21 protein-coding genes and 1 pseudogene are annotated in these 24,153 nt (G+C 65.8%); 14 read left to right on the plus strand and 8 right to left on the minus strand.

Features of this window, described 5'->3' with window-relative positions; genetic code table 11:
• Positions 1-70: 70 nt before the first annotated feature.
• The 3 genes from HIV01_RS05205 to HIV01_RS05215 all read right to left on the minus strand — a co-directional run bounded on the left by HIV01_RS05205 (position 71) and on the right by HIV01_RS05215 (position 1,209).
• Positions 71-298, minus strand: coding sequence for a hypothetical protein (locus HIV01_RS05205; RefSeq protein ID WP_200605269.1), 228 nt, complete (start codon positions 296-298; stop codon positions 71-73).
• A 121-nt stretch (positions 299-419) separates the two neighbouring features.
• Positions 420-674: a helix-turn-helix domain-containing protein gene (locus tag HIV01_RS05210; protein ID WP_200605270.1), complete on the minus strand. Its 255-nt coding sequence runs from the start codon at positions 672-674 to the stop codon at positions 420-422.
• A gap of 16 nt (positions 675-690) precedes the next feature.
• Positions 691-1,209, minus strand: coding sequence for a DUF2975 domain-containing protein (locus tag HIV01_RS05215; RefSeq protein ID WP_200605271.1), 519 nt, complete (start codon positions 1,207-1,209; stop codon positions 691-693).
• Positions 1,210-1,380: 171 nt separating this feature from the next.
• On the opposite strand from HIV01_RS05215, the gene HIV01_RS05220 reads away from it, so the two are divergent.
• From HIV01_RS05220 to HIV01_RS05270, 11 genes are all read left to right on the plus strand, one after another.
• Entirely contained in the window at positions 1,381-1,953 is a 573-nt protein-coding gene (locus HIV01_RS05220) for a TetR/AcrR family transcriptional regulator (protein ID WP_200605272.1), read from the plus strand.
• A 131-nt stretch (positions 1,954-2,084) separates the two neighbouring features.
• Positions 2,085-2,768, plus strand: coding sequence for an NAD-dependent epimerase/dehydratase family protein (locus HIV01_RS05225; protein WP_200605273.1), 684 nt, complete (start codon positions 2,085-2,087; stop codon positions 2,766-2,768).
• Positions 2,761-4,008: an MBL fold metallo-hydrolase gene (locus HIV01_RS05230; protein WP_245156974.1), complete on the plus strand. Its 1,248-nt coding sequence runs from the start codon at positions 2,761-2,763 to the stop codon at positions 4,006-4,008. Before HIV01_RS05225 ends, HIV01_RS05230 begins: the two co-directional genes overlap by 8 nt.
• Positions 4,005-4,298 (plus strand): hypothetical protein, encoded by a 294-nt coding sequence (locus HIV01_RS05235; RefSeq protein WP_200605275.1) that lies wholly within the window; start codon positions 4,005-4,007, stop codon positions 4,296-4,298. Before HIV01_RS05230 ends, HIV01_RS05235 begins: the two co-directional genes overlap by 4 nt.
• Positions 4,299-4,511: 213 nt before the next feature.
• Positions 4,512-4,931, plus strand: a complete 420-nt coding sequence (locus tag HIV01_RS05240) for an organic hydroperoxide resistance protein (protein WP_200605276.1) — start codon at positions 4,512-4,514, stop codon at positions 4,929-4,931.
• A 296-nt stretch (positions 4,932-5,227) separates the two neighbouring features.
• Complete coding sequence (locus HIV01_RS05245; RefSeq protein WP_200605277.1) at positions 5,228-6,022, plus strand: alpha/beta fold hydrolase; 795 nt, start codon at positions 5,228-5,230, stop codon at positions 6,020-6,022.
• A 3-nt stretch (positions 6,023-6,025) separates the two neighbouring features.
• The gene (locus HIV01_RS05250) at positions 6,026-6,754 is read left to right on the plus strand and encodes a cytochrome c biogenesis CcdA family protein (RefSeq protein WP_207527100.1); all 729 of its coding nucleotides are present in this window, start codon (positions 6,026-6,028) and stop codon (positions 6,752-6,754) included.
• A gap of 3 nt (positions 6,755-6,757) precedes the next feature.
• Positions 6,758-7,306: a thioredoxin family protein gene (locus HIV01_RS05255; protein WP_245156919.1), complete on the plus strand. Its 549-nt coding sequence runs from the start codon at positions 6,758-6,760 to the stop codon at positions 7,304-7,306.
• Positions 7,307-7,384: 78 nt separating this feature from the next.
• Entirely contained in the window at positions 7,385-8,125 is a 741-nt protein-coding gene (locus tag HIV01_RS05260) for a response regulator (protein WP_200605279.1), read from the plus strand.
• Entirely contained in the window at positions 8,122-9,447 is a 1,326-nt protein-coding gene (locus tag HIV01_RS05265; protein ID WP_200605280.1) for a sensor histidine kinase, read from the plus strand. The genes HIV01_RS05260 and HIV01_RS05265 overlap by 4 nt, the downstream gene beginning before the upstream one ends.
• A gap of 104 nt (positions 9,448-9,551) precedes the next feature.
• The gene (locus HIV01_RS05270; protein WP_200605281.1) at positions 9,552-10,295 is read left to right on the plus strand and encodes a hypothetical protein; all 744 of its coding nucleotides are present in this window, start codon (positions 9,552-9,554) and stop codon (positions 10,293-10,295) included.
• A gap of 63 nt (positions 10,296-10,358) precedes the next feature.
• On the opposite strand, the gene HIV01_RS05275 is transcribed toward HIV01_RS05270, so the two are convergent.
• The 5 genes and pseudogenes from HIV01_RS05275 to HIV01_RS05295 form a co-directional block, all read right to left on the minus strand.
• The gene (locus tag HIV01_RS05275) at positions 10,359-11,876 is read right to left on the minus strand and encodes a tryptophan halogenase family protein (protein WP_200605282.1); all 1,518 of its coding nucleotides are present in this window, start codon (positions 11,874-11,876) and stop codon (positions 10,359-10,361) included.
• 42 nt (positions 11,877-11,918) lie between these two features.
• A pseudogene (locus HIV01_RS05280) lies at positions 11,919-12,952 on the minus strand (cupin-like domain-containing protein).
• Positions 12,952-13,695, minus strand: coding sequence for a SapC family protein (locus tag HIV01_RS05285; protein WP_200605284.1), 744 nt, complete (start codon positions 13,693-13,695; stop codon positions 12,952-12,954). The pseudogene HIV01_RS05280 and the gene HIV01_RS05285 overlap by 1 nt, the downstream one beginning before the upstream one ends.
• Before the next feature lie 163 nt (positions 13,696-13,858).
• Positions 13,859-17,053 carry a TonB-dependent receptor gene (locus HIV01_RS05290; RefSeq protein ID WP_200606371.1) on the minus strand — a complete coding sequence of 1,065 codons (3,195 nt, stop codon included), beginning with the start codon at positions 17,051-17,053 and terminating at the stop codon, positions 13,859-13,861.
• 562 nt (positions 17,054-17,615) lie between these two features.
• On the minus strand, positions 17,616-18,272 hold the full coding sequence (locus HIV01_RS05295) for a MarC family protein (RefSeq protein WP_200605285.1): 657 nt from the start codon (positions 18,270-18,272) through the stop codon (positions 17,616-17,618).
• A gap of 285 nt (positions 18,273-18,557) precedes the next feature.
• Between HIV01_RS05295 and HIV01_RS05300 the strand changes: the two genes are divergently transcribed.
• From HIV01_RS05300 to HIV01_RS05310, 3 genes are read left to right on the plus strand one after another with little or no spacing between them, the layout of a single operon-like run.
• Positions 18,558-19,997, plus strand: coding sequence for a Wadjet anti-phage system protein JetA family protein (locus tag HIV01_RS05300; protein ID WP_200605286.1), 1,440 nt, complete (start codon positions 18,558-18,560; stop codon positions 19,995-19,997).
• Complete coding sequence (locus HIV01_RS05305; protein WP_200605287.1) at positions 19,994-20,668, plus strand: DUF4194 domain-containing protein; 675 nt, start codon at positions 19,994-19,996, stop codon at positions 20,666-20,668. Before HIV01_RS05300 ends, HIV01_RS05305 begins: the two co-directional genes overlap by 4 nt.
• The gene (locus HIV01_RS05310; RefSeq protein WP_200605288.1) at positions 20,655-24,092 is read left to right on the plus strand and encodes an SbcC/MukB-like Walker B domain-containing protein; all 3,438 of its coding nucleotides are present in this window, start codon (positions 20,655-20,657) and stop codon (positions 24,090-24,092) included. The genes HIV01_RS05305 and HIV01_RS05310 overlap by 14 nt, the downstream gene beginning before the upstream one ends.
• Positions 24,093-24,153 lie beyond the last annotated feature (61 nt).

Consider the following 24,153-nt stretch of genomic DNA (forward strand, 5'->3'; position numbering starts at 1 on the left):
CGAGGGGTGATCCGGTTACATGACTTGGGCAAGGGACGTGGCGAGGCGGGTTCGTCACGTCCCGCCAGCATCATCGCGCTTCGGTTACGCGCCGCCGACTGCGCCATTTGGCCACGTACGGCAAAGCGAACAGGTACAGACCGGTCACCAGTAGCAACGCCAGCGGCAGCAGCGGAATGTAGGAGATCCAGACGACCGGCTTCTCCTGCGCGAGGGCAATGAAGGTGACGATGACGGTGACCGTGAAGACGATGGCCACCCAACGGTGGAACTGCCGAATCCAATTGTTCCAGTTCAAGGGAATCTCCTTTTGAAGACGAGCGACGTGGGTGGAGCGCGATCCTGATAACGTGATCGTGGCTGCATCGAGGCCGGGGCGCTTCTCGATTCCTGATTGATCGGTCCTTATGGGTCCGCGCTCACAGGTCTTCTTCGTCCGCCTCCCCGCCGACCGCCACTTCGGCCAGCGAATCCCCGCGGTACTCGAGCAGATCGCCCGGCTGGCAATCGAGCGCTTCGCAGATTGCCTGCAGCGTCGTGAAGCGGATGCCACGCGCCTTGCCCGTCTTGAGGATCGACAGATTGGCCAGGGTGATGCCGACCTTGCCGGACAGTTCGGTCAAGGTCATGCGCCGGTCATGCAGCACTTCGTCGAGTTTCACTTGAATGGTCATGTCAGGTCGTCGCGCTTCAGATCAGCGTTTGCAGGTCGGCGCGCATGCGCGTCCCGACTTCGAAGACCTGCGCCAGTACGAACAGCAGCACCACCGCGACCCATCCGCTCGCCGAGAACTTCCATTCGATGTTGGAACCGGCGGCGTTCATGGTGCCGGCCAATATTCCGAAAGTAAGCCTGAGCACTTCTATTCCGAGCATGCACCACGCAATGGTTTTCAGGCGCACGGCATTCTCGGGAACGAACGGGTCGTCGTGAACCGTCGCCACCACCGCCAGCAATCGGGTGAGCTGCACGTGGACCAGTCCGACCATCAACAGTGCCAGCACGAACCACACGCGCAGCGTCGGTATCAGCAACGACGGATCGATACGCGGTGGCTTCTTGCTGAAGAACTCGAAGAACGTGGGCTCGAAGATGAAGCTCGCCGGCATCGCGAGCACCAGCCCCACCCCCATCAGGATGTTGAGGACCCGCAGGATCGTCAGCAGGATTCGAGAGGCGCTGAGCGCCGGGGTATCGGCTCGGGACATGGCGGCGACCTCTGTTCGATGTTGCCTGACGATATTCGCCTTATCGAATAACAGCAATATGCATATCGTCATACGATGCCTCATCCGGTCGCCCGGTTTTCACCTGGTGGGCTTGCGTCGCCCGCCTGATCGGGAATATGATTGAGTACGCACTCAGTAAAGTTGATCCCGATGGCCCGCCCCCGCAGCGAAGACAAACGAAACGCCTTGCTCGCCGCTGCGGTGCGGGTGTTCGCCGAGGACGGGATCAATGCGCCCACCGCCCGCATCGCCAAGGTCGCCGGCGTCGCCGAAGGGACGTTGTTCACCTACTTCAGCAACAAGGACGAACTGCTCAACCATCTCTACATGGAGATCAAGCGCGAACTGCGGGAAGCCATGCTCTCCACCTACCCGCGTGCCGCCGACATCAAGCAGCGGGCGAGTCATGTGTGGCGCGAGTATGTCGACTGGGGCCTGGTCAATATCGACAAGCGCAAGGTCGTGGCGCAGCTTGCGGTGTCCGACCGCATCACCGACGACACCCGCGCCGTTGCCTCGGCCGGATTCGCCGAGTTCCAGTCGATGCTGCAGGAAAGCATGGCCAAAGGTTTGCTGCGCGAGCATCCGCCGGCTTATGTCGGCGCGATCCTGGTCGCGATCGCCGAAGCCACCATGGACTTCATGCTCAAGGAACCGGCTGCCGCCGACCAATACCGCGCGGCGGGCTTCGAGACGTTCTGGCGGGCGGTGGCTTCTGACTGATCCCCTTTTTTTGCCCCTATTAATGAGTGCGTGAACACTCAGCAATGCCCTCCCCCTCGCTCGCTGGATCCCCTCATGACCTTCCTTGCTGCCCCGATCCTCCGTCTGACCCGTTCGCAGGAGCGCCTGCCATGAAGGTCCTGATCTTCGGCGCCACCGGCATGGTCGGTCAGGGCGTGCTGCGCGAATGCCTGCTCGCCGATGACGTCAGCTACGTGCTCGCCGTCGGCCGCTCGGCCACCGGCCAGTCCAATCCAAAGCTGCACGAGCTGGTTCATCGCGACTTCCTCGACTACAGCGCCGTCGAAGACCAGCTTCAGGGATTCGATGCCTGCTTCTTCTGCCTGGGCGTCTCTTCGCTGGGCATGAGCGAAGCCGACTATACGCACCTGACCTACGTTTTCACCCTGGCCGCGGCGACCACGCTCGCACGCCTCAATCCGGCGATGACCTTCGTCTACGTCACCGGCACTGGCACCGACAGCAGCGAGCGCGGCCGCGTCATGTGGGCGCGTGTGAAGGGGCGCACGGAAAACGCACTGCAACAGCTGCCGTTCAAGGCGGTCTACCTGTTCCGCCCCGGCGTCATCCAGCCGCTGCATGGAGTCCGTTCGAAAACCGGCTGGATCCAGCGCACCTACACCGTGACCAGCCCGCTGCTGTCGCTCGCACGCACGTTGCTTCCGCACACGATCCTGTCCACGCAACGCATCGGCCAGGCCATGCTGGCTGTCGCCCGCGACGGAGCCGGAAACCCGGTACTGGAAAGTCGCGACATCGAGGAAGTTGCACGACGGGGTGAACGCCATGGTTAAGGCGTCGCCAGCAAGCAAGCCGGGGCGCTGGCGCGCGCGGGCCATGTTCGCGGGGCTGCTCGTGGTCGGCCTGGTGGCCGTCACGTTGTTGAGCGGCTGGTCATCGTTTGGATCGCGGGCGCAGGGCGAACGCCTGCAGCGACTACAACACTCTCCGCAGTGGCATGACGGCATGTTCGTCAACCCGCAAGGCTCCTGGGGCGATACGCGGAGCGCACTGCTGCGCATGTTCGAGCAGGTTCCCGGCGACGTGCCGCAGTCACCGGTGCCGGTCGTGCGCACTGATCCGGCACTGTTGGCAGCCGCCGCGCCTGTCGGATTGCGCGTGACGTGGTTCGGTCATTCCAGTTCGCTGGTGCAGATCGATGGCGTGAACGTGTTGACCGATCCACTGTGGAGCGATCGGCCGTCGCCATTGTCCTGGCTCGGTCCCAAGCGCTGGTACGCGCCGCCGATCGCGCTGGCGGACCTGCCCCGGATCGATGCTGTGGTGATCTCGCACGACCATTACGACCACCTCGATCGCGCGACGATCCTGGCGATGCGCGCCTGGAACACCGTGTTCGTGGTGCCACTGGGCGTCGGCGCGCATCTGGCCAGCTGGGGCATTCCCGAGTCGCGGATCAGGGAGCTGGACTGGTGGCAGTCCACACGCGTTGGCGCGATTGATATCCATGCGACGCCGGCGCGTCACCACACCGGACGGCTTTCCCCGCAGACCGACAAGACACTGTGGGCAGGTTATGCCCTCGTCGGCCCTGCGCATCGGGCCTACTACTCCGGCGATACCGGCTTCTTCCCCGGCATGGCCGACATCGGCCGCCGCCTGGGACCGTTCGATGTCGCGATGGTCGAATCCGGCCAGTACGACGCCGATTGGCCTGATTGGCATCTCGGTCCGGAACAGGCCGTGGAAACCAGTCGGCTGGTGCAGGCCAAAGTGCTCGTGCCCGTCCACTGGGGCCTGATCAAGCTGGCGCACCACACCTGGACCGAGCCGGTCGAGCGCGTGCTGGCTGCTGCCAGCTGCCGCGGCGTGTCGGTGCGAACGCCACAGCCGGGCTTGCCGCTGGACCTCGGCGCAGGCGCCCGGACCGCGAGATGGTGGCCTGACCAGGCATGGGTCACGGCCGCCGAGCGTCCCATCGTCGCAACGCGCAATGGAATCGCCAACGAGCGATTCGCGCTTGCGAACTGTTCCGCAACGGCCGCGAACCGGCCGCAGGAGGCAACGCAATGAACAGCAGAAAGCCCGATTCGCACCTGGAACTCACCCTCGCCACCACGGCGGCGGAAGAAGGCGAGCTGCTGCGCGCCCTGCTCCGCGTCGACCTTGGCGCGAGGATCCAGATCGACCTGCAACGGCGGAGCGTGCGCATCGAAGGCCGGTTCTGGGGAGACGACGTGGTCAACGCGATCGAAGCGACGGGATGCCACGTCGACTCGGTGAACGAGAGGCCGCGAACGGTCGTGCTGGCGACGACCGCGCCTGCTGGCGTGCCGCAGCGACCGCGCTCGCTTGCCCTGTGACGGCGTAGCCACCCGCAGCCGCGCCAGCGATTTGTAACGAACTGTGTCGGCCCGGCCGGCGGCCACACAAACTTGCATTACCAGCGATACCTGACACATCCGGCGAACAGCTCACGGGAACAATCGCGTCCATCGGATTGCACCCGCCTCCTGCGTTCCCCGCGTTGCCAGCAAGCCGATGTTCCCTACATCCCTCAGCTATCAGGTATCGCCATGACCACCCCGCTCGACAAAGTCATCTACACCGGCAAGACCCACACCACCGGCGGCCGCGACGGTTCGTCGCAGAGTTCCGATGGGCGCCTGGACGTCAAACTTTCAGGGCCCGGTTCTTCCGGCCCGGGCACCAATCCCGAACAGCTGTTGGCGGCCGGCTGGTCGGCCTGCTTCCTTAGCGCCATCGGTATCGCGGCCTCCAGCAGGAAGATCAAGCTTCCGGCGGACTCCGCCGTCGACACCGAAGTCGACCTGGGCCAGAACGCCGATGGCTATGGCCTGCAGGCCCGCCTCAACGTCAGCCTGCCTGGCATCGATGCCGCCACCGCCCGTGAGCTGGTCGACACCGCGCACCAGACCTGCCCGTACTCGAAGGCCACGCGCGGCAACATCGGCGTGACGATCAACCTCGTCTGAGCCTCCCCGCCGGACCTCGCCAAGCCTCCGCGATCGCGGCGGGCCGGCAATCACCAGAACCAGACAGTCGGCCGGGCAACCGGTCGACTGCCTGCTCGCGTGCTTGCGTGGTCGCGCACGTCCCCATGGGAGTGATCGCGCGCGGCGCACCGACTTGAGACCACGCCGCCTCTTTGTAAGCAAACGTAGGTTCCTGGTCCTGCGCGCAGCTTGCATACAAATCGGCTCCGCGCCGACACCCACGGGATACACCCCGGCGTTGCAATGGCATCCCAACCTCACCCGACGGTCCCGACATGTTCCGCAATGCCCTAGCCCTCGCGCTGCTTTCCGCCGCCGCTCTCTCGCCGGAACTGGCTCATGCCGGTCACGCCGCTGCGCAGCCCGCGCCCACGGTGGTGCTCGTCCACGGTGCCTTCGCCGATGCCTCCAGCTGGAGCAAGGTCGTGCCGGTGCTCGAGTCCTGGGGCACGAAGGTCGTCACCGTGCAATTGCCGCTCACCTCGCTGGCCGATGACGCCGAAGCGACGCGTCGCGCCATTGCCGCCGCGCCTGGCAAGGTCGTCCTGGTCGGTCATTCCTGGGGCGGCACGGTCATTACCGAAGCAGGCGACGACGACAAGGTCAGCAGCCTGGTCTACGTCGCCGCGTTCGCGCCCGATGTAGGCGAAGCGACCGGCCAGCAGGGCAAGGCCTACCCCACTCCGCCGGGCCTGGCCGGCCTGCAGGAGCGCAACGGCCTGCTGTCGCTGTCGCAGGACGCGGCGCGCACGGATTTTGCCCAGGACCTGAGCGCAACCGGCGCCCGGCGCGTGTTCGACACGCAGCTGCCGATCCGCGCCAGTGCATTCGACGAACCGCTGCAGCACGCGGCCTGGAAAGCCAAGCCGAGCTGGTACGTGGTCACGCGCCAGGACCGGATGATCGCGCCGCAGTTGCAGACCGCGACCGCCCGCCGCATCGATGCGCAGATCGTGTCGCTGGCGACCAGCCACGTTCCGATGCTGTCGCGTCCGAATGACGTCGCCTACACGATCCTGGAAGCGGCTGGCATCAAGCACAAAGACCCCGAGCCGCACGAGGGGGGCTGAGCCATGACCGCGCATGCCCTCGCGCCCATGGTCGAGTTCGCGCTTGCCGGTGCAGCAGGCGTCGCGACGATCCTCTCGCCCTGCATCCTGCCGGTGCTGCCGATCGTGCTGGCCACCAGCAGCGGTCGCAGCCGGTTCGAGCCGGCGCTGATCATCGCCGGCTTCGTGAGCATGTTCGCGGCCAGCGGAATCCTGATCGGGGCGTTGGCTTCGTCCTCCGGTGAACTGCAGCAGGCGATCCGCACCGGCTCGATCTGGATCCTGCTCCTTGCCGGCCTCGCCTGCCTGTGGCCTGCACCGTTCAATTGGCTGGTCGCCCGCGTGCAGCAGTGGCGTTCGGCGCGAGCCGGTGCTTCGCCGCCGCGTCCGCAACGCACGGGCGGCGTTGCGGCGCTCCTCGTGGGTGCCTCGCTCGGCCTGGCCTCGACGCCGTGCGCGGGGCCGATCCTCGCCTCGGTGCTGTCGCTGGCGGCCAGCTCGCAGGCGCCGGGCAAGGCCACTTCGTTGCTCGCCGTGTATGCCGTCGGCGCCGGCCTGCCGATGCTCGCCATCGCTTATGGCGGGAAATGGATTACCTCGCGCCTTTCCTTCCTCAACCGTCGTGCCGAGCTGTTCCGTCGTGTGTTCGGCGCCATCGCGATCGCCGTCGCCGTGCTCCAGCTCTTCCAGTACGACGTCCTGTTCTCCGCCTGGGCCACGCAGTGGCTCCCTTCAGTCTCAACAGGTCTATAAACCATGAACGTGATCAAGCCCATCCTCACCGCCCTTTGCATGAGCGTGCTTGCCGTCGCCTGCACGCCGGGTGCCAGCGCCGCTGATCCCGTGCCGGGCACCAGCATCTCCCCCGCGCCGTTGGCTCCGGAATTCCAGGGCATCAACCACTGGATCAACAGCGCCCCGCTGACCATGTCGCAGCTGCGCGGCAAGGTGGTCCTGGTCGATTTCTGGACCTACTCGTGCATCAACTGCGTGCACGTCATCCCGCATGTGAAAGAGTTGCACCAGCGCTACAAGGACCAGGGCCTGGTCGTCGTCGGCGTGCATACGCCCGAGTACGGCTTCGAGAAGATCCGCGGCAATGTCGAAGACGCCGTGAAGCGTTTCGGCATCGAGTACCCGGTGGCGCAGGACAACGGCTACGAAACCTGGGAGGCGTATAACAACCGCTACTGGCCGGCGCTCTACCTGATCGACCGGGAAGGGCACGTGGTGTACCACCACTTCGGTGAAGGCAACTACGCCGAAACCGAAGCCAAGGTACGCAGCCTCCTGAAGGCAAAATAAGCAGATCGCAACGGTGCCGCGCCGCCACCGCGGCCGGCACCCGAGCGTTCCGATCAAACCCTGGCAAGGACCTGATTCATGGACCACGTTGACCACATCCTGGTCGTCGACGACGACCACGACATCCGTGAGATGGTTGCCGACTACCTGCGCAAGAACGGCTTCCGCACCTCGCTCGCTGCCGATGGCCGCGAGATGCGCGCCATCCTCGACACCAACGCCGTCGACCTGATCGTGCTGGACCTGATGATGCCCGGCGACGACGGCCTGGTGCTGAGCCGCAACCTGCGCGCCAGCAAGCACAAGGCCATCCCGGTGATCATGCTGACCGCGCGCGACGACGCCACCGACCGCATCATCGGTTTGGAAATGGGCGCCGACGACTACATCACCAAGCCGTTCTCGCCGCGCGAGCTGCTGGCCCGCATCAATGCGGTCATCCGCCGCACGCGGATGCTGCCACCCAACCTGCAGGTCACCGAGGCCAGCCGCCTGCTCGAGTTCGGGCAGTGGCGCCTGGATACGACCGCGCGCCATCTGCTCGATCAGCAGGGCACCGCCGTCGCGCTCAGTGGCGCGGAGTTCCGACTGCTGCGCGTGTTCCTCGACCATCCGCAACGCGTGCTCAGCCGCGACCAGTTGCTGAGCCTGACCCAGGGCCGCGAGGCCGAGCTGTTCGACCGCTCGATCGACCTGCTGGTCAGCCGCCTGCGCCAACGCCTGAAGGACGATCCGCGCGAGCCCTCCTACATCAAGACAGTGCGCAGCGAAGGCTATGTGTTCAGCCTGCCGGTCACGCTGCTGGACGAGGGTGCATGAGCAACCCGCGTCCTTCAATGTTGTCGCGCCTGTTGCCGCGGACGATGGCATCGCGGCTGTACCTGATCCTGTTCACCGGGCTGCTGGTCGCGCACGGCCTGTCGTTCGGGATGCTGTTCCTGGAGCGCTACGAATCGGCGACGTCGATGATGATGGGCAACCTCGAGAAGGACGTGTCGACATCGATCGCGATGCTCGACCGGCTGCCCGCGGCGGAGCGTCCGGCCTGGGTACCGAAGTTCGAACGCAGGACCTACCGTTACATCCTCGGCCCCGGCCAGTCCGGTGACGAGCTGAAGACCGAGCGAGCGCGGGATCTGACGCACCTGATCGGCGGCGCGCTTGGCCCGCGCTACCCCGTGCGCGGCAACACGACGTCGCTGAAACCCGAACAAGTCCAGGTGCACGTGCAACTGAGCGACGGTGCCCCGGTCACCATTGAACTCACTCCTTCGGTGATGCCGATCGCGCAGTGGTTGCCGTACGTGCTCGCCGCGCAGCTGATCCTGTTGCTGGCCTGCGCCTGGCTGGCGGTTCGCCAGATCACGCGCCCACTGGCGCAGTTGGCAGACGCCGCCGATTCGTTGAGCCCGACCGGTGGCAGCCCGCACCTGCCCGAAGGCGGACCGGTGGAAGTGGCCAAGGCCGTCTCGGCATTCAACTCAATGCAGGACCGGATCGCACTGCATCTCAAGGAACGACTGCAGATCCTGGCGGCCATTTCCCATGACCTGCAAACGCCCATCACGCGCATGAAGCTGCGCGTGGAGACCATGGACGAATCACCGGCCAGCGGAAAACTCCTGGCCGACCTCGACGAGATGCAGCACCTGGTCCGCGACGGCGTCGCCTACGCGCGCAGTGCCCATGGCGGCATCGAGCCGGCCATCAAGGTCGACCTGGATGCCTTCCTCGACAGCCTGGTCTGGGACTACCAGGACACCGGCAAGCCGGTCAGCCTGATCACGCATGCGTCGGTGCCGGTAATCACCAGGCCGCGCGCGTTGCGGCGAGTGGTCGGCAACCTGATCGACAACGCGGTGAAATACGCCGGTGCCGCCGAAGTTGCCGCATCGGTCGAAGCCGACGGCGCGGTGGCGATCACCGTGATGGATCGCGGGCCCGGCATCGCCGAGGCGGAGCTGGCCTCGGTGCTGGAGCCGTTCTACCGCGTGGAAGCCTCGCGCAATCGCGACACCGGCGGCGCCGGCCTAGGCCTCGCCATCGCCCAGCAACTGGCCATCGCCATCGGCGCGCGACTGCAGCTGCGGGGGCGCGAAGGCGGAGGACTCGTGGCCACGATCACGCTGCCGCACGGATGAGGGTTTGCCGGAGGGCCATTGCCCGTGAAGGCACACACCTTCACCCGCAATGAATGCCCGCAGGCTCACCGTTGCCGGGTTCTGGCGGAACAGGCAGGAGCGGAATGAGGCTGACCGGCATCACGTCCACCGCCGCGGTTGCGGCCTGCTTCATGGCGGCCCCGCTGCCCTCGTACGCGCAGCAGAACGGCGAATGGAAATGGATGATCGCGCCCTACCTGTGGGCGGCCAGTGTCAGGACGGACCTGACCACGCCATTTCCCGTGAGCGAGGGCGGAACCAGGTTCCCCGACCTGATCGACGACATCGATGGCGCTTTCCAGGCGCATGTCGAAGGCCAGAACGACCGGTTCGGCATGTTCGCCGACTTCACCTACATCGGTCTTGGCGACAACAAGGACTTCGAGCGCCTCAACACCGACTCGCAACTCGATGCCTACCTGTTCGAGGCGGCTGCGGTATGGAGCCCGGGAGAGGACTGGCTCAAGGGCATCGAACTGTTCGGCGGACTGCGCTACATCGACGTTGACCTGAGCGTCAACTTCGATCCGCACGACCCGCGCTTCGGCTCGCTCGAACTCAACCCCAACGATTCCTACAGCGACCTGATGCTCGGTGCCCGCTACACCTGGGCCTTCGCCGAGCGCTGGCGCCTGACGCTGCGCGGTGATGGCTCGTTCGGCGATACCGACGGCACCTGGAATGCCAGCATCGTCGGCCAGTATCAGGTGAGTTACGGCCAGTGGCTGTTCGGGTACCGGTACCTGTCGGTCGAGGTCGAGGACCAGCGCCGCAAGATCGACCTCACCATGAGCGGTCCGATGGTCGGCTTCGGCTTTGTGTTCTGACGCTCCAGCAGCGCCCTCGGCCAGGACGAGCCTTCGGCGTCGCCCTGACCGCATGGCAGGTTCTCAGGCCGGCACTTTCGGCCTGGCCGCCCAGACCTCGGGGGCGGCCTTGCAGTAGCGGTCGATGAACTCCTGCTGCGATGGCATGCGCGCGACAGCCTCGTCGATGGGCTTGCGGATAGCGGGCAGCAGCCTGCGCATGTCATCGTCGGACAGTCCGCCCGACAACGGATGATGCTGCTCGGGCACGATGCCCTGCCCCAGCATGACGTGCGTCCAGGAATCCACGCGGAACAGTTCGTTCGCGCCCTGCCAGGCATGGGCGCGCTCGCGCCACGCGCGCAGGCGGATCTTCAGCGAGTCAGGCACCCCCATCTCGCGGCACTGCTTCCACATCGCCTCGTCGCGCTGGTTGGCGTGGTAGTGCAGGATGATGAAGTCGCGCACGTGCTCCATCTCGGCGCGGCCGGTGGCGTTGTACACGTCCACCAGCGACTGCGGAATGCCGTCGAGCGGGAACGACTCGATCAGCCGCACGATCGAGGTCATCGACAGGTGCAGGCTGGTCGACTCGAGCGGCTCGATGAAGCCGCTGGCCAGGCCGAGCGACACCACGTTCTTGTTCCAGGCCTTCAATCGTCGACCAGTACGGAACTGCACCGGCCAGGGCTCGCGGATCACCGGCGCTGCCGCGTCGCGCAGCAGCTTGTCGCGCGCCTCGTCATCGGACATGTGGCGACTGGAGTACACCAGTCCGCAACCGACCCGGTGCTGCAGCGCGATGTGCCAACGCCAGCCGGCCTCGTGCGCAATCGCCCGCGTGTACGGCACCGGCGGGCCGACCGATTCGGTCTGCAAGGCGACGGCGCGGTCGCACGGCAGCCAGTTGTTCCAGTCTTCGTAACCGGTCTTGAGGGTCTGCTCGATCAGCAGTCCACGGAAGCCCGTGCAGTCGATGAACAGATCGCCTTCGATCACCTGCCCGTCTTCCAGCACCAGCGACTCGACGTAGCCCGATTCACCGTTCTGCCTGACTTCGCGGATCTTGCCTTCGACGCGCTTGAGCCCGTAGCTCTCGGCTTTACCGCGCAGGAAGCGCGCATACAGGCCGGCGTCGAGGTGGTAGGAGTAGTTGACCTGCGGCGACTCGAGCAGGGCGAACCGGTCGCCGCGCGACGCCACCGTCTCCAGGCAGTAATCGCCCAGCTCCGACTGCATGCCGCGGCGCATGCTGTCGAGCCAGAAGTGATGGAAGCCGCAGACCAGCGTGCCCTGCCCGGTGATGCCGAACGGATGGATGTAGCGCTCGCCGTGGCGGCGCCAGTTCTCGAACGAGATCGACAGCTTGAAGGTGCCTGCGACCGAGCGCAGGAACTCCTGCTCGTCGATCTGCAGGAAACGGTGGAAGTTGCGGATCGGCGGCACCGTCGATTCGCCGACGCCGACCGTGCCGATCTGCTCGGATTCGATCAGGACCACCTCCAGCAACTCGCGGAACTGGTGCGTCAGCGCGGTCGCGGCGAGCCAGCCGGCAGTACCGCCGCCGGCGATCACGACCTTTCGAATCCTGCCCTTCTCCATCTTTCCCACTCCCCTGCGTGCTGTAGTTGCCGGCGTGCCGGCTCAACGATTGAGTTTTGCGATCAACATCGCCCGAAGCTGCCGCGCCAGCGTTTCATCGACGCTGCCCAGCACCTGGCGTGCAGCTTCCGGCAAATGTTCGCCAGCGCGATCTGCCGGACCGAATACGTAATAGTCGAAGATCTGGCGCCATGCGTCCTTCTCACGCTGAGGCCGGTCACGAATGGTCCACAGCGCGTGATACAGCGCGTGCATCGGCGTGGGAACATGCGCGGGAACGCTGCTCCACCAGTAGTTCACCAGCACGTTGAACGGTTCCAGTCCCTGCACGTGGTGCCACCACAGGCTCGGAATGAAGATCGCGTCGCCGGCCTCGAGCACCGCGCTTTGCCCGGCCGCAAGCGCGTCTCGGAAACGCGGATAGCGTTGGAAATCCGGCTCGGCGAAATCGACGACGCTGACGGCCCTGGCCACCCGGTGTGGGTTCCAGCGGACCCGGATACAGGTTGTCGATCTGCCCTGGCGGAAACAGGGTGAAACGGCGACGACCGACCGCGCAGCAGGCGATGTTGTTGAGGGCGTCGTAGTGGCACGAGGCCGTCACGCGATTGCCGATCCAGATGCTCGGCGGCGCCTCGATGCCCTGGGCCGCCAGGTCCAGGTCGTTGCCGGCGCGCATGCCGGGCAGTCGGCTGTCGACCAGCAGCGAGGCGACGTAGTAGGTCGGCGGGTGCGCATCGTCGGCGTGGGCGGCGATCTCGCCGAGTACCTGCCCCAGGTCGCTGCGCCGCACTTCGCAGTTCAAGTCGGTGAAGTCGGTGTTGTAGAACGGCCTTCCTGCCACTTCGGGCCCGCCCCCAGGAGTAGGTCACCGGCTGGCCGTTGTAGTACCCGCGCAGGTAGTCCATCGCCTCGTGCGTCGAGCGCGATGCCGCCTGCACCAGCCCCCAGTCGCGGACCAGGCCGCGAAGCACGGCCGGTTGCCCTGATGCGAGCAGTTCCTCGACCGGCGGTGATGCGGACCCGGCGCAGTCGATTACGCGGATCCGGGCGGCCACGTCGGCGGCCGCACCCATCACTGCGCCTCCGCCGCCAGGCGCAGGCGACGCTGCTTCTCGGCCATCAGCCGGCGCAGGTTGTGCATGGATGATTGCACCAGGAACGCGCCTTCCAGGTAACCGGCGAGATGCAGCTGGTGCAGCGACTGCGCGTCCAGCGCCGCCAGGCGCTCGCGGTCGATGCCGTGCAGGCCGGCCAGGCTGACGCGATGCTCTTCGTCGAGTTGCAGGTTGAGCTTCAACGGCTGGATCAGTCCCAGCGCATCGAACGCGGCGAACATGGCCTTGCCCGCATCCACGCCATCGCGGATTCCGCGAAGCACGGTGGATACGTGCTCGAGATAAGGGCTATTGCCGCCGTGAGCCATGAACACCGGCTCACCCTCGGCGTGGCTGATGCGGGGATGCTGCATGTCGACGTGGATGACCGCCTCGTTGCGCAACTCACCGTCGATGCGCTGTTCCTGGAAGCCGATCAGGAACGGCCCCTTGGCCACGACGCCCGGCAGGTAGGCCGCATTCCAGCGTCCTTCGTGCAGGAACAGGTTCTCGTTGCGTTCGAAACCCAGCAGCGCCACCGCCTGCCACGCGTCCCCTTCCGGCTCCTTGCGGAAGAAGATCGGGTACTCGCGCTGGAGCTCCGCGAACTCGGTCGGAAAAGCCGCCACGACTCCGATGTCGTCGCCGAACTCGCGGCCGAAGCGGGTGATGACCCGAAGGTCCTTGTGCTTGATGTTGTTGAGCAGTTCGTATTGGGGCATGGCCGGAACGAGGACGGGTTCTGGTGACGTTATGCGCTCGCCGGGCGAAGAAGGAAAGCCCCCCTGACGCTTGCTGATCGCATTGCGGGTGAAGCGCAAAAAAAACGGGCAGGACAGCTGCTCTCGCAGCGGCCCTGCCCTGGTTCAAACCCTGGGAGGGTCCTCAGAACTTGTAGCGCACCCCCAGCATGTAGCGGGCGCTCTGGTCGACCAGCTTGATGATCTGCTTGTCGGAACGGCCGTGCCAGCGCACGTCCTCACCGGTCAGGTTGATCGCTTCAAGGCTCATGGACCAGTGATCGTTGAAGTCGTAGCCAACGTTCACGTCCCACTGGTCGTATTCCTCGACGTAGTAGGGATTGCGGTTGGAACCGTTCTGGTTCGCCGCGATCAGGTACTCGTCACGCCAGTTCCAGGCCAGGCGCACCGACCAGCCGTACTTCTCGTACATCAGCATCACGTTGGCCGTGTCGCTGAGGCCGAGCAGAGCGAACTGGTCGCGCTCGATCACCGTGTTGTCGAAGGCGACGTCGCCCTGCACCAGGGTGTAGTTGGCGAAGATGCCGAAGCCGGACTCACCGAAGAAGTACTGGCCACCCATTTCCCAGCCGTGCAGGTTGGCGTCGTTCTGGTTGACCGGACGGTTGACGTCGAACTCGTACAGCGGATCGTCGGCCTCGCCCACCAGGTCGTAGGTGTTCTCCATCTGCAACGACTGCGCCGAGCTGCCGTTGTAGGCCGCCAGGCCGCCGGTCTCGGGATTGCGCAGCATCGCCAGGGCCGCGAACAGCGCCGTGTCGTTTGCCGAGCAGGCCTGGGAGACGTCTTCGCCGGCGGCACCCACCTGTGCGGCACACGTCGGACTGGTCAGGAAGGCCAGTGCCGCCTGCGCATCCGGGCCGGAGGTCGGGTCGGTCAGACCGTACAGCGGCTCACGCACCACCGAGGTACCGATGAAGTTCTTCACGTCCTTGTTCCAGAACGTCACCGAGATGAAGCTGGCGTCGGCGAAGTACCACTCCACCGCAAGGTCGAGGTTGTCCGATTCCAGCGGGTCGAGTGCGGGGTTCTGGGCGTCGCCGTTGGCGCGGGTGGACGGGTTGATCAGGATCGAACCGGTCGGCTGGTTCGGCGTCGGGCCGGCATAGAGATTGCCGTACGGTGCGCGCGCGATGGTCTTGCTGAACGATGCGCGGGTCTTGATTTCATCGGTGAGGTCGAGCGAGAAGTCCAGGTTCGGCAGGACGAAGTCGTAGCTGTGCGTCTCGCTGAAGGGCACCTGGTCATCGCCGCGCAGGATGCGGAAGTCGTTGTTGGCCTGCCACTGGATGGCGCTGGGCAGAGCAACCTGCGAGGTCGAGGTCAGGTATGTCTTCTCGTAACGCACACCGATGCGGGTGTGGGTCGGGAAGCCGCCCAGCGTGCCTTCCAAGTCGACCTGGCCGTACACGGCGTCGGTGTCTTCCTTCACCCGGTTGTCGGCCGCCAGCTGCGGGTTGTAGCGGGTGGCCGCATCGTAGAAGCCGCCCGCCCACAAGGCACCGGCGGTGGCGCTTCCCAGCCATGCCTGACGGGCCGCGCCGGGAGCGCTGTAGTCGTCGAACATGCCGACGATGTCGATCGGGCGGATCAACTCCTGCAGGCCCGGCTCGTTGCCGGTGTTGGCCACGCCCCAGTCGCCCAGGGTCGAGTAGGCCTCGGTGGCCTGCTTGCGCGTCATCGTCGTTTCCGACGAGTCGACACCGAACTGGAAGCGACCGTCGTCGAACACGTATTCGCCGTCGATGCGCCCCTGCTTGATCTCGGTTTCCTGGCGCTGGTAGTTGATGCGCAGCACCTGCGAGCCGATCTGACCGGGCGGGAAGTCCGGGTTGAGCGTGCCGTTGGCACCGGCGATGGCATCGGCCGAGTTCGCGTACCACGTGCGTGCGCCGATCGGCAGGCCGTTGTTGAAGGACAGCTCCTGCGCCCAATTGCCGCCGCAGTACGGACCGACGGTGCAGTTGTTGGTGCCGGCGATGCTGAAGAAGGTCGAGCCACCGCCGGTGACCGGATCGTTCGGTCGGCTCTCAGACGTCGTGTTATGGGCGTCGAACGTCAGGCGGAAGCGATCGGTGACGTCCCAGGCGGCATTCAAGCCCAGCGAGTCGAGCTTGTACTCCTGTTCCTGGTGCTGCTGCTCGTAACCGAAGTCCTTGGTGCCGACGATGTCGCGGATGTAGATGGGCGTTGCCACCGACTGACCGGTGTCGAACGTGAGATCGGTGAAGCTGTTGGCGCGCTGCAGCCAGATGGTCTGCTCGGCGCGGTCTTCGGTGATCTCGTTGGTCGAGTAGGTGTAGTCAAGGGTGAACGTCAGCGCATCGGTGGGCGCGAACTGCAGCACAGCCTGGCCGTTGATACGCTCGCGTTCGAAATCGGCGAACGCATAGCGCAGATCGTTCGGCATGCCGTACAGCTGGCCGATCGCCGGCGCATTGGTCACCACCGCATCCGGTCGCAGGGACGGGTCGGTACCGGTCCAGCGCTGCATGTTCCAGGCGTTCTCGGTGGCCTGCACCGAACCGCCATGGCGCTTCTGGTAGCTGGCCGAGAGACCTACGCCCCAGGTCTTGTCGTCATTGCTGTAGCTGAAGATACCGGACACTTCCGGCGTCAGGTCGGTGTCGAACGGCTGCGACTCGTCGTACACCGCCTTGGCGCCGGCAGTGGCGACAAGACCCTGGTGGTTGAACGGGCGATCGGTCTCGATGTCGATCGTTGCGCCGATGCCGCCACTGGGCACGCTGGCCTGGCCGGTCTTGTAGACCTGCAGCGTGGTGATCGCTTCCGACGCCAGCTGCGCGAAGTTGAACGCGCGCGTGCCGCCGTCGACGCCGCCGATCGGCACCTGGCCGGGTGCGCCAAAGGCGTCCGCGCCGGGGATCGTGCGGCCGTTGAGGGTGACCATGTTGAACTGCGGGCCGAAGCCGCGCGCGGTGATCTGCGCACCTTCGCCGTCGCGTCGTTCGATCGAGATGCCGGTGATGCGCTGCAACGACTCGGCAAGGTTGGTGTCAGGGAACTTGCCCAGGTCCTCGGCGCTGATCGCGTCGACGATACCGTCGGCATTGCGCCTGATCTCCATCGACTGGTTGAGGCTGTTGCGCATGCCGGTGACCGTGACCGTATCCAGCGTCTTGGCCTGTTCCGACGACGACTGCGCGGTGGTGGCCTGGGCCGCCGTCGTCTGTGCAGTCGTGGTCTGCGCCGCCGTAGCGGCAGCATCCTGCGCGTAGGCAGGGTTGATGACCAGCACGCCACCGACGAAGGTGAACATCGCAGTGGACTTGAAGCGCTTCTTGAACCGCTTTGTCATCTGGCTCATTGCGAAGTCCTCCCATTACAAGGGGCACTGCCCATTGCCGCCTTCACGGCACGACGCCCGGCTGTCGCCTGCACCAAGGACGCCCACAGAACGTGGCACCGAAACCGACTCATATGGTCCTACCCCCTCAACTTCGATCGATGGATGTATTGCCCTGGAAGGGCGCCTGCAGGCCAGTGCCTGCTACTCCGGAACGAGCGTCAATCGACGCACGTCGTGCAACGCTGATGGCTTGAGCTTTGTCTAGTTTCGGTTCCAGTCCGCGTGGGTCGGTGGCGTTTCGGTGGACCTCCAGGTACCCGCCGTGGCGGGCAGAAGTGATAGCGCTATCATCTGGGCCGAGACTAAACATTAAGTTTCCATACATGTCACCGTGCAGTGCAGCAAAGTTTGGCTATGAATTCGCCACACTCGGAACAGCAGCCGCCCGCTCGACGTGCTCGAGAAAGTTTCATCCGTAACCAGCCCCATTGCGCCGACGCCCATCCCCGATTCTTGAGAGCGCTATCAGCCGCGTACGTCCTGCGACGGTCAAACAGGCCAATTGGCCCTGTCAGCCTGCGGGCGGTCCGCCCAGCAGGACGCCATAGGATTGAAGGAACTCCACCGTGCCGTGGAATATCAATCCGCCCCCCATGGCCGATACGAAGAAACCGACGATCCTCGTTGCGGCATCGACACCCTGCGGCCCGATCTTGCTCAGGATCTTCTTCGCGTAGACCAAGGAAACATAGGTGCACAGCACAGCCGCGGCGATCGCGGCAACCACAACGGCGAACGAAACGATCAGATGGTCGGACTTGCGCACCAGCGAGGTCAGGCCAATCACCGTGGCAATGACGCCGGGTCCGAACATGATCGGCATGGCCAGGGGTATGAAGGACACATCGCCGCCATTGCCCTTCCCGCCCGACAGCATGCTGTTCGGACTGGGCGAGAACAGATCGAAGCCGATCCGCATCAGGATCACGCCGCCGACCACGCGCACCATGCTCAGCGGCACGCCGAACAGGCGCAGCAGGACGTTGCCGAACACCAGGAAGAACAGGCACAGCAACAAGACGTTGATGCACGCCTTGCGCGCAGTGGCCCGACGCTCGTCATCGCCCTTGCCGTCCATCAGGCTGAGGAACACCGGGATGGCTTCCAGCGGGTTGATGATCGCCAGCAGGGTCGTGAACAGGCTGAAGAAGAGCGTGGCGTCTGCCATCGGCGTCAGCGATTCCCGGCGCCCGCGATCCGGGCACACCGGGTGGGAGTCTTGGCGCGCATCGATAACGGTGACGTGAGGGATGCACCTGATGCGTGGTCCGTGGTGACACCATATCAATCACTTACGTTACATATCGAACGTAATACATCTCCCTGCCCGGGTGCCGATTCCCACATTTCCCTCGCCGGGATACATTTCCCTGCGCGTGGCGCCCGCCTTGATGGCGGACCGCCCGGCCCAAGGACCCAGCTAGAGCAACCAGGACCGGCATCGGAGCGTTTTTTGACTGAGTACAGTTCGCCGGCACCGCCGCTGTTTGCTGTTGTTCCCGACGGTCTCTTCGGACCTCTCGCCTCTTCCAACCGGCTCCACTACTGGCGCTTGCTGTGCCAGCTGTTCGCCGAATTCTTCGGTCCCGACGCACCGATGCCACCCAGCGTCGGCTTTCCGCGCCGCGAGATCACCTCGGCCATCGAGCGCTACCTGCTGACCGACGACCCGTGGGAGGACGACGGCGCCGCACCCGACGCGCCGCTGGCGATGCGCGCCAACGCGATCTACGAGCGTTTCCGTACCGCCGGCTGGTTGCGCCAGGAACGGGTAGGCGCGCGCGAAATGGTGTCGATGACCCATGCGGTCGCGCAGTTGCTGGCGACGCTGATGGATTTCGCCGAGCGCGGACCGGCCTTCTTTGGCGCCAAAGTGCGCTCGATCGAGCTGCAGCTCCAGCAGGTCGTGGCCGGCAATGCCGGTGGCGACAGCCTCGATGAAGCCGCCGAGCAGTCGCGGCAACTGTTGTCCTACGTCTCGGCGATCAGCGTGCAGGTCCGCGACCTGATGCCGGAACTGATCAAGGCCGAGAGCACCGCCCTGTTCGCCCGCCAGCTGTTCGAGCGCTACGTCGGCGAGCTGTTCGTGGGTGACTACGCCCAGCTGCACAACGCCGACCATCCCCTCGCCCGTCGCACCGCGATCCTGACGATGGTCCGCGACATCGAGCAATCCGACGTGCGCGGCCAGCTCATCGACTGGTACACCGAGCGCGCCACCGGCGGCGACCGCGTGCGTGCCGAGCAGCGCCTGCAACGCAGCCTGCGCCGGCTGTACGAGATCGATCGCATCGACGAGTACCTGGCCCGGCTCGATGACGACATCCGCCAGGCCAACCGCCGCGCACTGGCGTTCCTCGACTACCGCCTGCGCGCGCCGGACAAGCTCGACGTTTTGCTGCGTCGTGCCTGCCGCGGCGTGCTCGGCGCCCCGCAGGACGCCCTGCGCCTGCCGGTCGCGCCCGGACCGCTGATGGACGAGCAGCGCCTGCGCGCGCCACAGCAGCGGCCCCGACCAATCCCGCGCACCGCCAATACGAGTCGCGAACCCACGCCCGAACAGCTGGCGCGACTGAACCTGCTGCGGCAGATGACGCGCGCGCGCCTGGTCAAGCCCGAGGACCTGTCGCGATACGTCGACCGTCATCTCGGCGCCACCGACAGCATCGATTCGGAGGCCATGGAGATCGCCAGCATCGAGGATTTCCGCGCCTACCAGACGCTCATCACGCTCGCGCTGCGCAGCCGCCGACAGGGCGGGCTGCGCCGCGACGACCCGATCCACCGGATGCTGCGCGGATTCCGCATCCAGCTGCGCGATGGCGAGCAGACCGCCAACGCCTTCCTGGAATCGCCGCGCTTCGTCCTGCACCGCACGAGGAACGTTGCATGAAACGCTCATGGGCCACGTTGAGCCAGCTCTCCGGCGGCATGTACACGCCGCAGGATTTCGAGCGCACGGCCTACCGGCTGGTCACCGAACAGGTGCTCTACAGCGCCGACCGCAAGTCGCGCAACGCCTACCACCTGGTGGAAACCTACCTGGCCGATTTCGCCGCGGCACTGGAACCGCTGGGCATCCGCCTGGAACGCAACGCCCACTTCCGCTATGTCACCGCCCTGCCCTCGCACGGCGAAGGCACGGCCGTGAGCCTGGACGAGACGCTGCTGATCCTGGTGCTGCGCCAGCGCTACGACGAGGGGATGCGGCAGGGACAGGTGGAAGACCACGGCGACGTCCTGGTGGAACTGCCGGAGCTGCAGGAGGCCTACCAGTCGCTGACCGGCCGCGAGCTGCCCGAGACCGGCGCGCTGCGCAGCCAGTTGCGCGCGCTCAAGCGCTGGTCGGTGTGCCGGACCACCGAATGCGATCCGGGTGACCCGCAACCGTTCCGCATCCTGGTGCGACCGGCGATCGTGGAGATCGTCGGCGCGCAGTGGCTGCAGCGCCTGGATCAGCACAACACCGACCAGAACGGCACCGACCAGAACAGCCCGCAGCAGGACGATGACGGCCAGTCCGTCGTCGAGCAAGCCATGGAGCCAGACGATGTATCAGCTTAAGCGCGCCCACCTCGTCCAGTTCTTCCTGTTCCAGGCGCAGACGCTCGAGCTGGACCTGAGCACGGCGATCATCGCGCCCAACGGTGCCGGCAAGAGCGCGCTGCTCGACGCGCTGCAGATCGTGATGCTCGGCGGCGACCGCAACCAGATCCGCTTCAACGCCCAGGCCGGCGGCAGCCATCGCGCCCGCACGATCCGCGACTACTGCCTGGGTGTGTACCGTTCCGGCGACGACGGCCGCGATCGCGAAACCGCGACGACTTACCTGAGCCTGGTGTTCGAGGACCAGGACAGCGGCGAAACCCTCACCGCAGGCATTGCACTGGCGGCTTCGGCGGCCGAGCCCGACCACCGCGTCAATGGCCTGTACCTGTTGCCGCGCGTGGCGCTATCGCTCGAAGACCACGTGGAAGTGGTCAAGGGCGAGCAGCTGCCGCAGGAGTGGTCGCGCTTTCGCGAGCTGATCGCGCAGCGCTGCAAGGCCGCCGGCAGCAAGGCCGAGCTGCACAGCAGCAGCGACCGCTTCGTCAAGGACCTGCTGTTCCGCCTGCGCCCCGGCCCGACCGCGCAGTTGGACGCGGTGGCCTATCGCAAGGCCTTCCAGAACGCCCTCAACCTGCAGCGCGTCAGTGACGTCGATCTGTTTGTGCGCACGCTGGTCGCCGAGGAGCGTCCGACCGAGATTGGCAAGTTCCGCGCGTTGCTCGATGGCTTTCGCCTGATCAAGGAGAAGATCGAGCAGGTCGCGCGCCGGATCGACGAAGCCGAACAGGTCGAACAGCAGTACAAGAAGGTCGCCCAGCAGGCGACGCGTGCCGCGTCCTACCGTGCCCTGGGCGCGGAGTACCAGCGCGATCTCCATTCCGAACGCGTCGATGCCGCCGAGCAGACCCTGGCAACCTCGCACGAGTTGCTGCGCGGCAAGCGACTCGCCCTCGCCCAGGCTCGCAGCGACCGCGAGAACGCGCGCCTCGCCGCCGACGGGGCCGGCAAGCGCCTGCAGGGCACCCGCGGCTACCACGAGCAGGCGTCGTTCGAGCAGCTCGCCGCGCCCTACCAGGAGGAACTGGCGCGCCTGAAGAAGGAGCTCATGCGCAGTGCCGGCTTTGTCCGCGATCAGTTGCAGGTGGCCGGAAAACTCGGCCTGCCCGGCGTCGACGCGCATCTGCTCAAGGGCGCGATCGCGCCATGGCAGGCGTTGTACGACCACCTCGCCGCGCTGGTGGCCGATGCCGACATCCTGGTATCGCCCGAAGCCCTGCACGACGAGCTGCGCCAGGCCATCGAACACGCCACCCCGATCATCGCGGCAGTGACCGCGTACGAGCGCGAACGCCACAACGCGCTCGAGCAGGCACGCCAGGGCGCATTGACCGCGCGCCAGAACCTGGCCCGCCTCAACGCCGGCCAATCCGAGCTGCGCCCGGACGTGGCCCGCATGATGAGTTACCTCGCCGATGCCGGCGTCGAAGCGCGGCCGGTCTGCGACCTGGTACAGGTCACCGACCCGGCCTGGCAGCGGGCGATCGAAGGCTACCTGCGCACGCATGTCGAGGCGCTGCTGATCGCGCCAGAACACGAAGAGCAGGCCGTGCGCCTCTACCGCTCGCTGCAGGGCGCGCGTTCGGTATATGGAGTCAAGCTGGCACTGTGCAGCCATGCGCGCCAGTCGCGTGGCGATGCCACGCCGGCAGCCGCCCTGGTCTCGTCGCTGCTCGCCGGGGACAACGACGATGCCCTCGCCTACCTGCGGCGGCAGCTCGGCGACCTGCGCTGTGTCGCCACCGAGGCCGAAGTCGTGCGCAGCCGCCATGGCCTGAGCAACGACGGCCTCGTCGCCAAGGGCGGCGGCGTGGAGCGACTGCGCCTGCCTGCCGCGAGTGAACTGAAGATCGGCGCCTCCAGCAGCCGCGAGCGGCAGAAGCTGCTGCGCGATGAACTCGACGCGGCCGAACGTCGCATCGGCGAACTGGAATCGCAATGGCGTCCGGTGCATGCCAGCGCCACCGGCCTGGCCCGCATCGGCAGCGCCGAGGACATGGCGCGCGACGCCCACGAGTTGCTGCTCAAGCATCGGCAGGCGGCCGCGCGTTACCGCGCCCTGAAGGACAACCAGGAGGCCGCCAGCGATCCCGACCTGATCCGCCTGAGCGAACAGGCGCACGAATCCGAGCGCCGCAAGCAGGAACTCGAGGCGCTGGTCGAACGTCTGGTCGGCGAAGAAGCCGTGGCCACCGGCAAGTGCGCCGAAGCCGAGGCCTCGCTGCAGGCGCTTGGCGAACAAAGCGATGCGATCGCGCGGCGCGCCAGCGAGGCCTTCTCGCATGCCGATGTCGACGCCAACCTGGTTGAGCATCAACGCGAGGAACTCGACGGCAAGATCGCCGAACTCGCCGACCGCCTGCAGCGCTGCCAGAGCCGTGCAGACGAAAGCGACCGCATCCTCAACGGCCTGCTGCCGGAAGCCTGGCGCGGACTGGCCCAGTACGGCAAGGACCACGGCCTGTTGCTCGACATGGAGCCGGGGCAATGGCGCCAGGCCAATGCCCTGCTGCACAAGGAAATCGATCACCTCAAGGGAACCGAACTGGTCCAGCACCAGGCCGCCGCCGATGAGGCCTACACGACCGCGGTGGAGACCTTCCGCTCCAACGTCGCCTCGGCGCTCTACGACAACTTCACCAGGTTGCGGCACCAGATCAACACGCTCAACCGAACATTGCAGCGCAGCCCCGCGTTCTCCAACAACGAGCGCTATCAGTTCAAGTACGACGTCGCCCCGGAGTTCCGCGACCTCCATCGCTTCATCAACAAGGCGGCCGACGTCGGCCAGACCGATACGCTCTTCGGTAGTGCCGGCGAGGTACCTGCCGCGTTCCGCGACATCATCGAGGACAAGGTCGGCAGCAAGGGCGCGAACACGCCCTCGCCATTGGACGACTACCGTCGCTTCTTCAGCTTCGAGGTCGTCATCAAGCAGGAGGAATCGGTGATCGGCACGCTCAGCGAGCGTATGCGCTCGGGTTCCGGCGGCGAGCACCGTGCGCCGCTCTATGTCATCGCGGGCGCGGCACTGGCGGCGGCCTACGGCAAGGCCGAGGGCCAGCAGGGCGGCCTGGGCGTGATCATGCTCGACGAGTTCGGCGACAAGATCGACGCCCAGAACGCACGCGCCACGACAAACTACCTGCGATCGCTCGGACTCCAGCTGATCGTCGCCGCGCCGGACACCGCGCAGGGGACACTCAGCGGCGTGCTCGACAGCTACATCGAACTGTTCCGCGATGGTCCGCTGTTGCAGCTCGAACGCGTGGTAGTGCACGGCCGCGGGCGCGAGCTGCTGGAGAGCGACCAGTTCCAGCTGCATCCGCAACTGCTGGAAGCCGAGATCAAGCGCGTCACCCTCGAGAAGGAACCGGCTTAGCTATTTGCCGGATTCGGACAAGGCCTTAAGCACAGCCTGCAAATTTGACCTGTGACCATGA

Source organism: Lysobacter arenosi, from assembly GCF_016613475.2.
GTDB lineage: Bacteria > Pseudomonadota > Gammaproteobacteria > Xanthomonadales > Xanthomonadaceae > Lysobacter_J > Lysobacter_J arenosi.

What these genes read in the sequence shown, in the direction of transcription:
- HIV01_RS05210 (WP_200605270.1), bottom strand. Translation starts at nt 674, where the DNA reads ATGACCATTCAAGTGAAACTCGACGAAGTGCTGCATGACCGGCGCATG.
- HIV01_RS05215 (WP_200605271.1), bottom strand. Translation starts at nt 1,209, where the DNA reads ATGTCCCGAGCCGATACCCCGGCGCTCAGCGCCTCTCGAATCCTGCTG.
- HIV01_RS05220 (WP_200605272.1), top strand. Translation starts at nt 1,381, where the DNA reads ATGGCCCGCCCCCGCAGCGAAGACAAACGAAACGCCTTGCTCGCCGCT.
- HIV01_RS05225 (WP_200605273.1), top strand. Translation starts at nt 2,085, where the DNA reads ATGAAGGTCCTGATCTTCGGCGCCACCGGCATGGTCGGTCAGGGCGTG.
- HIV01_RS05230 (WP_245156974.1), top strand. Translation starts at nt 2,761, where the DNA reads ATGGTTAAGGCGTCGCCAGCAAGCAAGCCGGGGCGCTGGCGCGCGCGG.
- HIV01_RS05235 (WP_200605275.1), top strand. Translation starts at nt 4,005, where the DNA reads ATGAACAGCAGAAAGCCCGATTCGCACCTGGAACTCACCCTCGCCACC.
- HIV01_RS05240 (WP_200605276.1), top strand. Translation starts at nt 4,512, where the DNA reads ATGACCACCCCGCTCGACAAAGTCATCTACACCGGCAAGACCCACACC.
- HIV01_RS05245 (WP_200605277.1), top strand. Translation starts at nt 5,228, where the DNA reads ATGTTCCGCAATGCCCTAGCCCTCGCGCTGCTTTCCGCCGCCGCTCTC.
- HIV01_RS05250 (WP_207527100.1), top strand. Translation starts at nt 6,026, where the DNA reads ATGACCGCGCATGCCCTCGCGCCCATGGTCGAGTTCGCGCTTGCCGGT.
- HIV01_RS05255 (WP_245156919.1), top strand. Translation starts at nt 6,758, where the DNA reads ATGAACGTGATCAAGCCCATCCTCACCGCCCTTTGCATGAGCGTGCTT.
- HIV01_RS05260 (WP_200605279.1), top strand. Translation starts at nt 7,385, where the DNA reads ATGGACCACGTTGACCACATCCTGGTCGTCGACGACGACCACGACATC.
- HIV01_RS05265 (WP_200605280.1), top strand. Translation starts at nt 8,122, where the DNA reads ATGAGCAACCCGCGTCCTTCAATGTTGTCGCGCCTGTTGCCGCGGACG.
- HIV01_RS05270 (WP_200605281.1), top strand. Translation starts at nt 9,552, where the DNA reads ATGAGGCTGACCGGCATCACGTCCACCGCCGCGGTTGCGGCCTGCTTC.
- HIV01_RS05275 (WP_200605282.1), bottom strand. Translation starts at nt 11,876, where the DNA reads ATGGAGAAGGGCAGGATTCGAAAGGTCGTGATCGCCGGCGGCGGTACT.
- HIV01_RS05285 (WP_200605284.1), bottom strand. Translation starts at nt 13,695, where the DNA reads ATGCCCCAATACGAACTGCTCAACAACATCAAGCACAAGGACCTTCGG.
- HIV01_RS05290 (WP_200606371.1), bottom strand. Translation starts at nt 17,053, where the DNA reads ATGACAAAGCGGTTCAAGAAGCGCTTCAAGTCCACTGCGATGTTCACC.
- HIV01_RS05295 (WP_200605285.1), bottom strand. Translation starts at nt 18,272, where the DNA reads ATGGCAGACGCCACGCTCTTCTTCAGCCTGTTCACGACCCTGCTGGCG.
- HIV01_RS05305 (WP_200605287.1), top strand. Translation starts at nt 19,994, where the DNA reads ATGAAACGCTCATGGGCCACGTTGAGCCAGCTCTCCGGCGGCATGTAC.
- HIV01_RS05310 (WP_200605288.1), top strand. Translation starts at nt 20,655, where the DNA reads ATGTATCAGCTTAAGCGCGCCCACCTCGTCCAGTTCTTCCTGTTCCAG.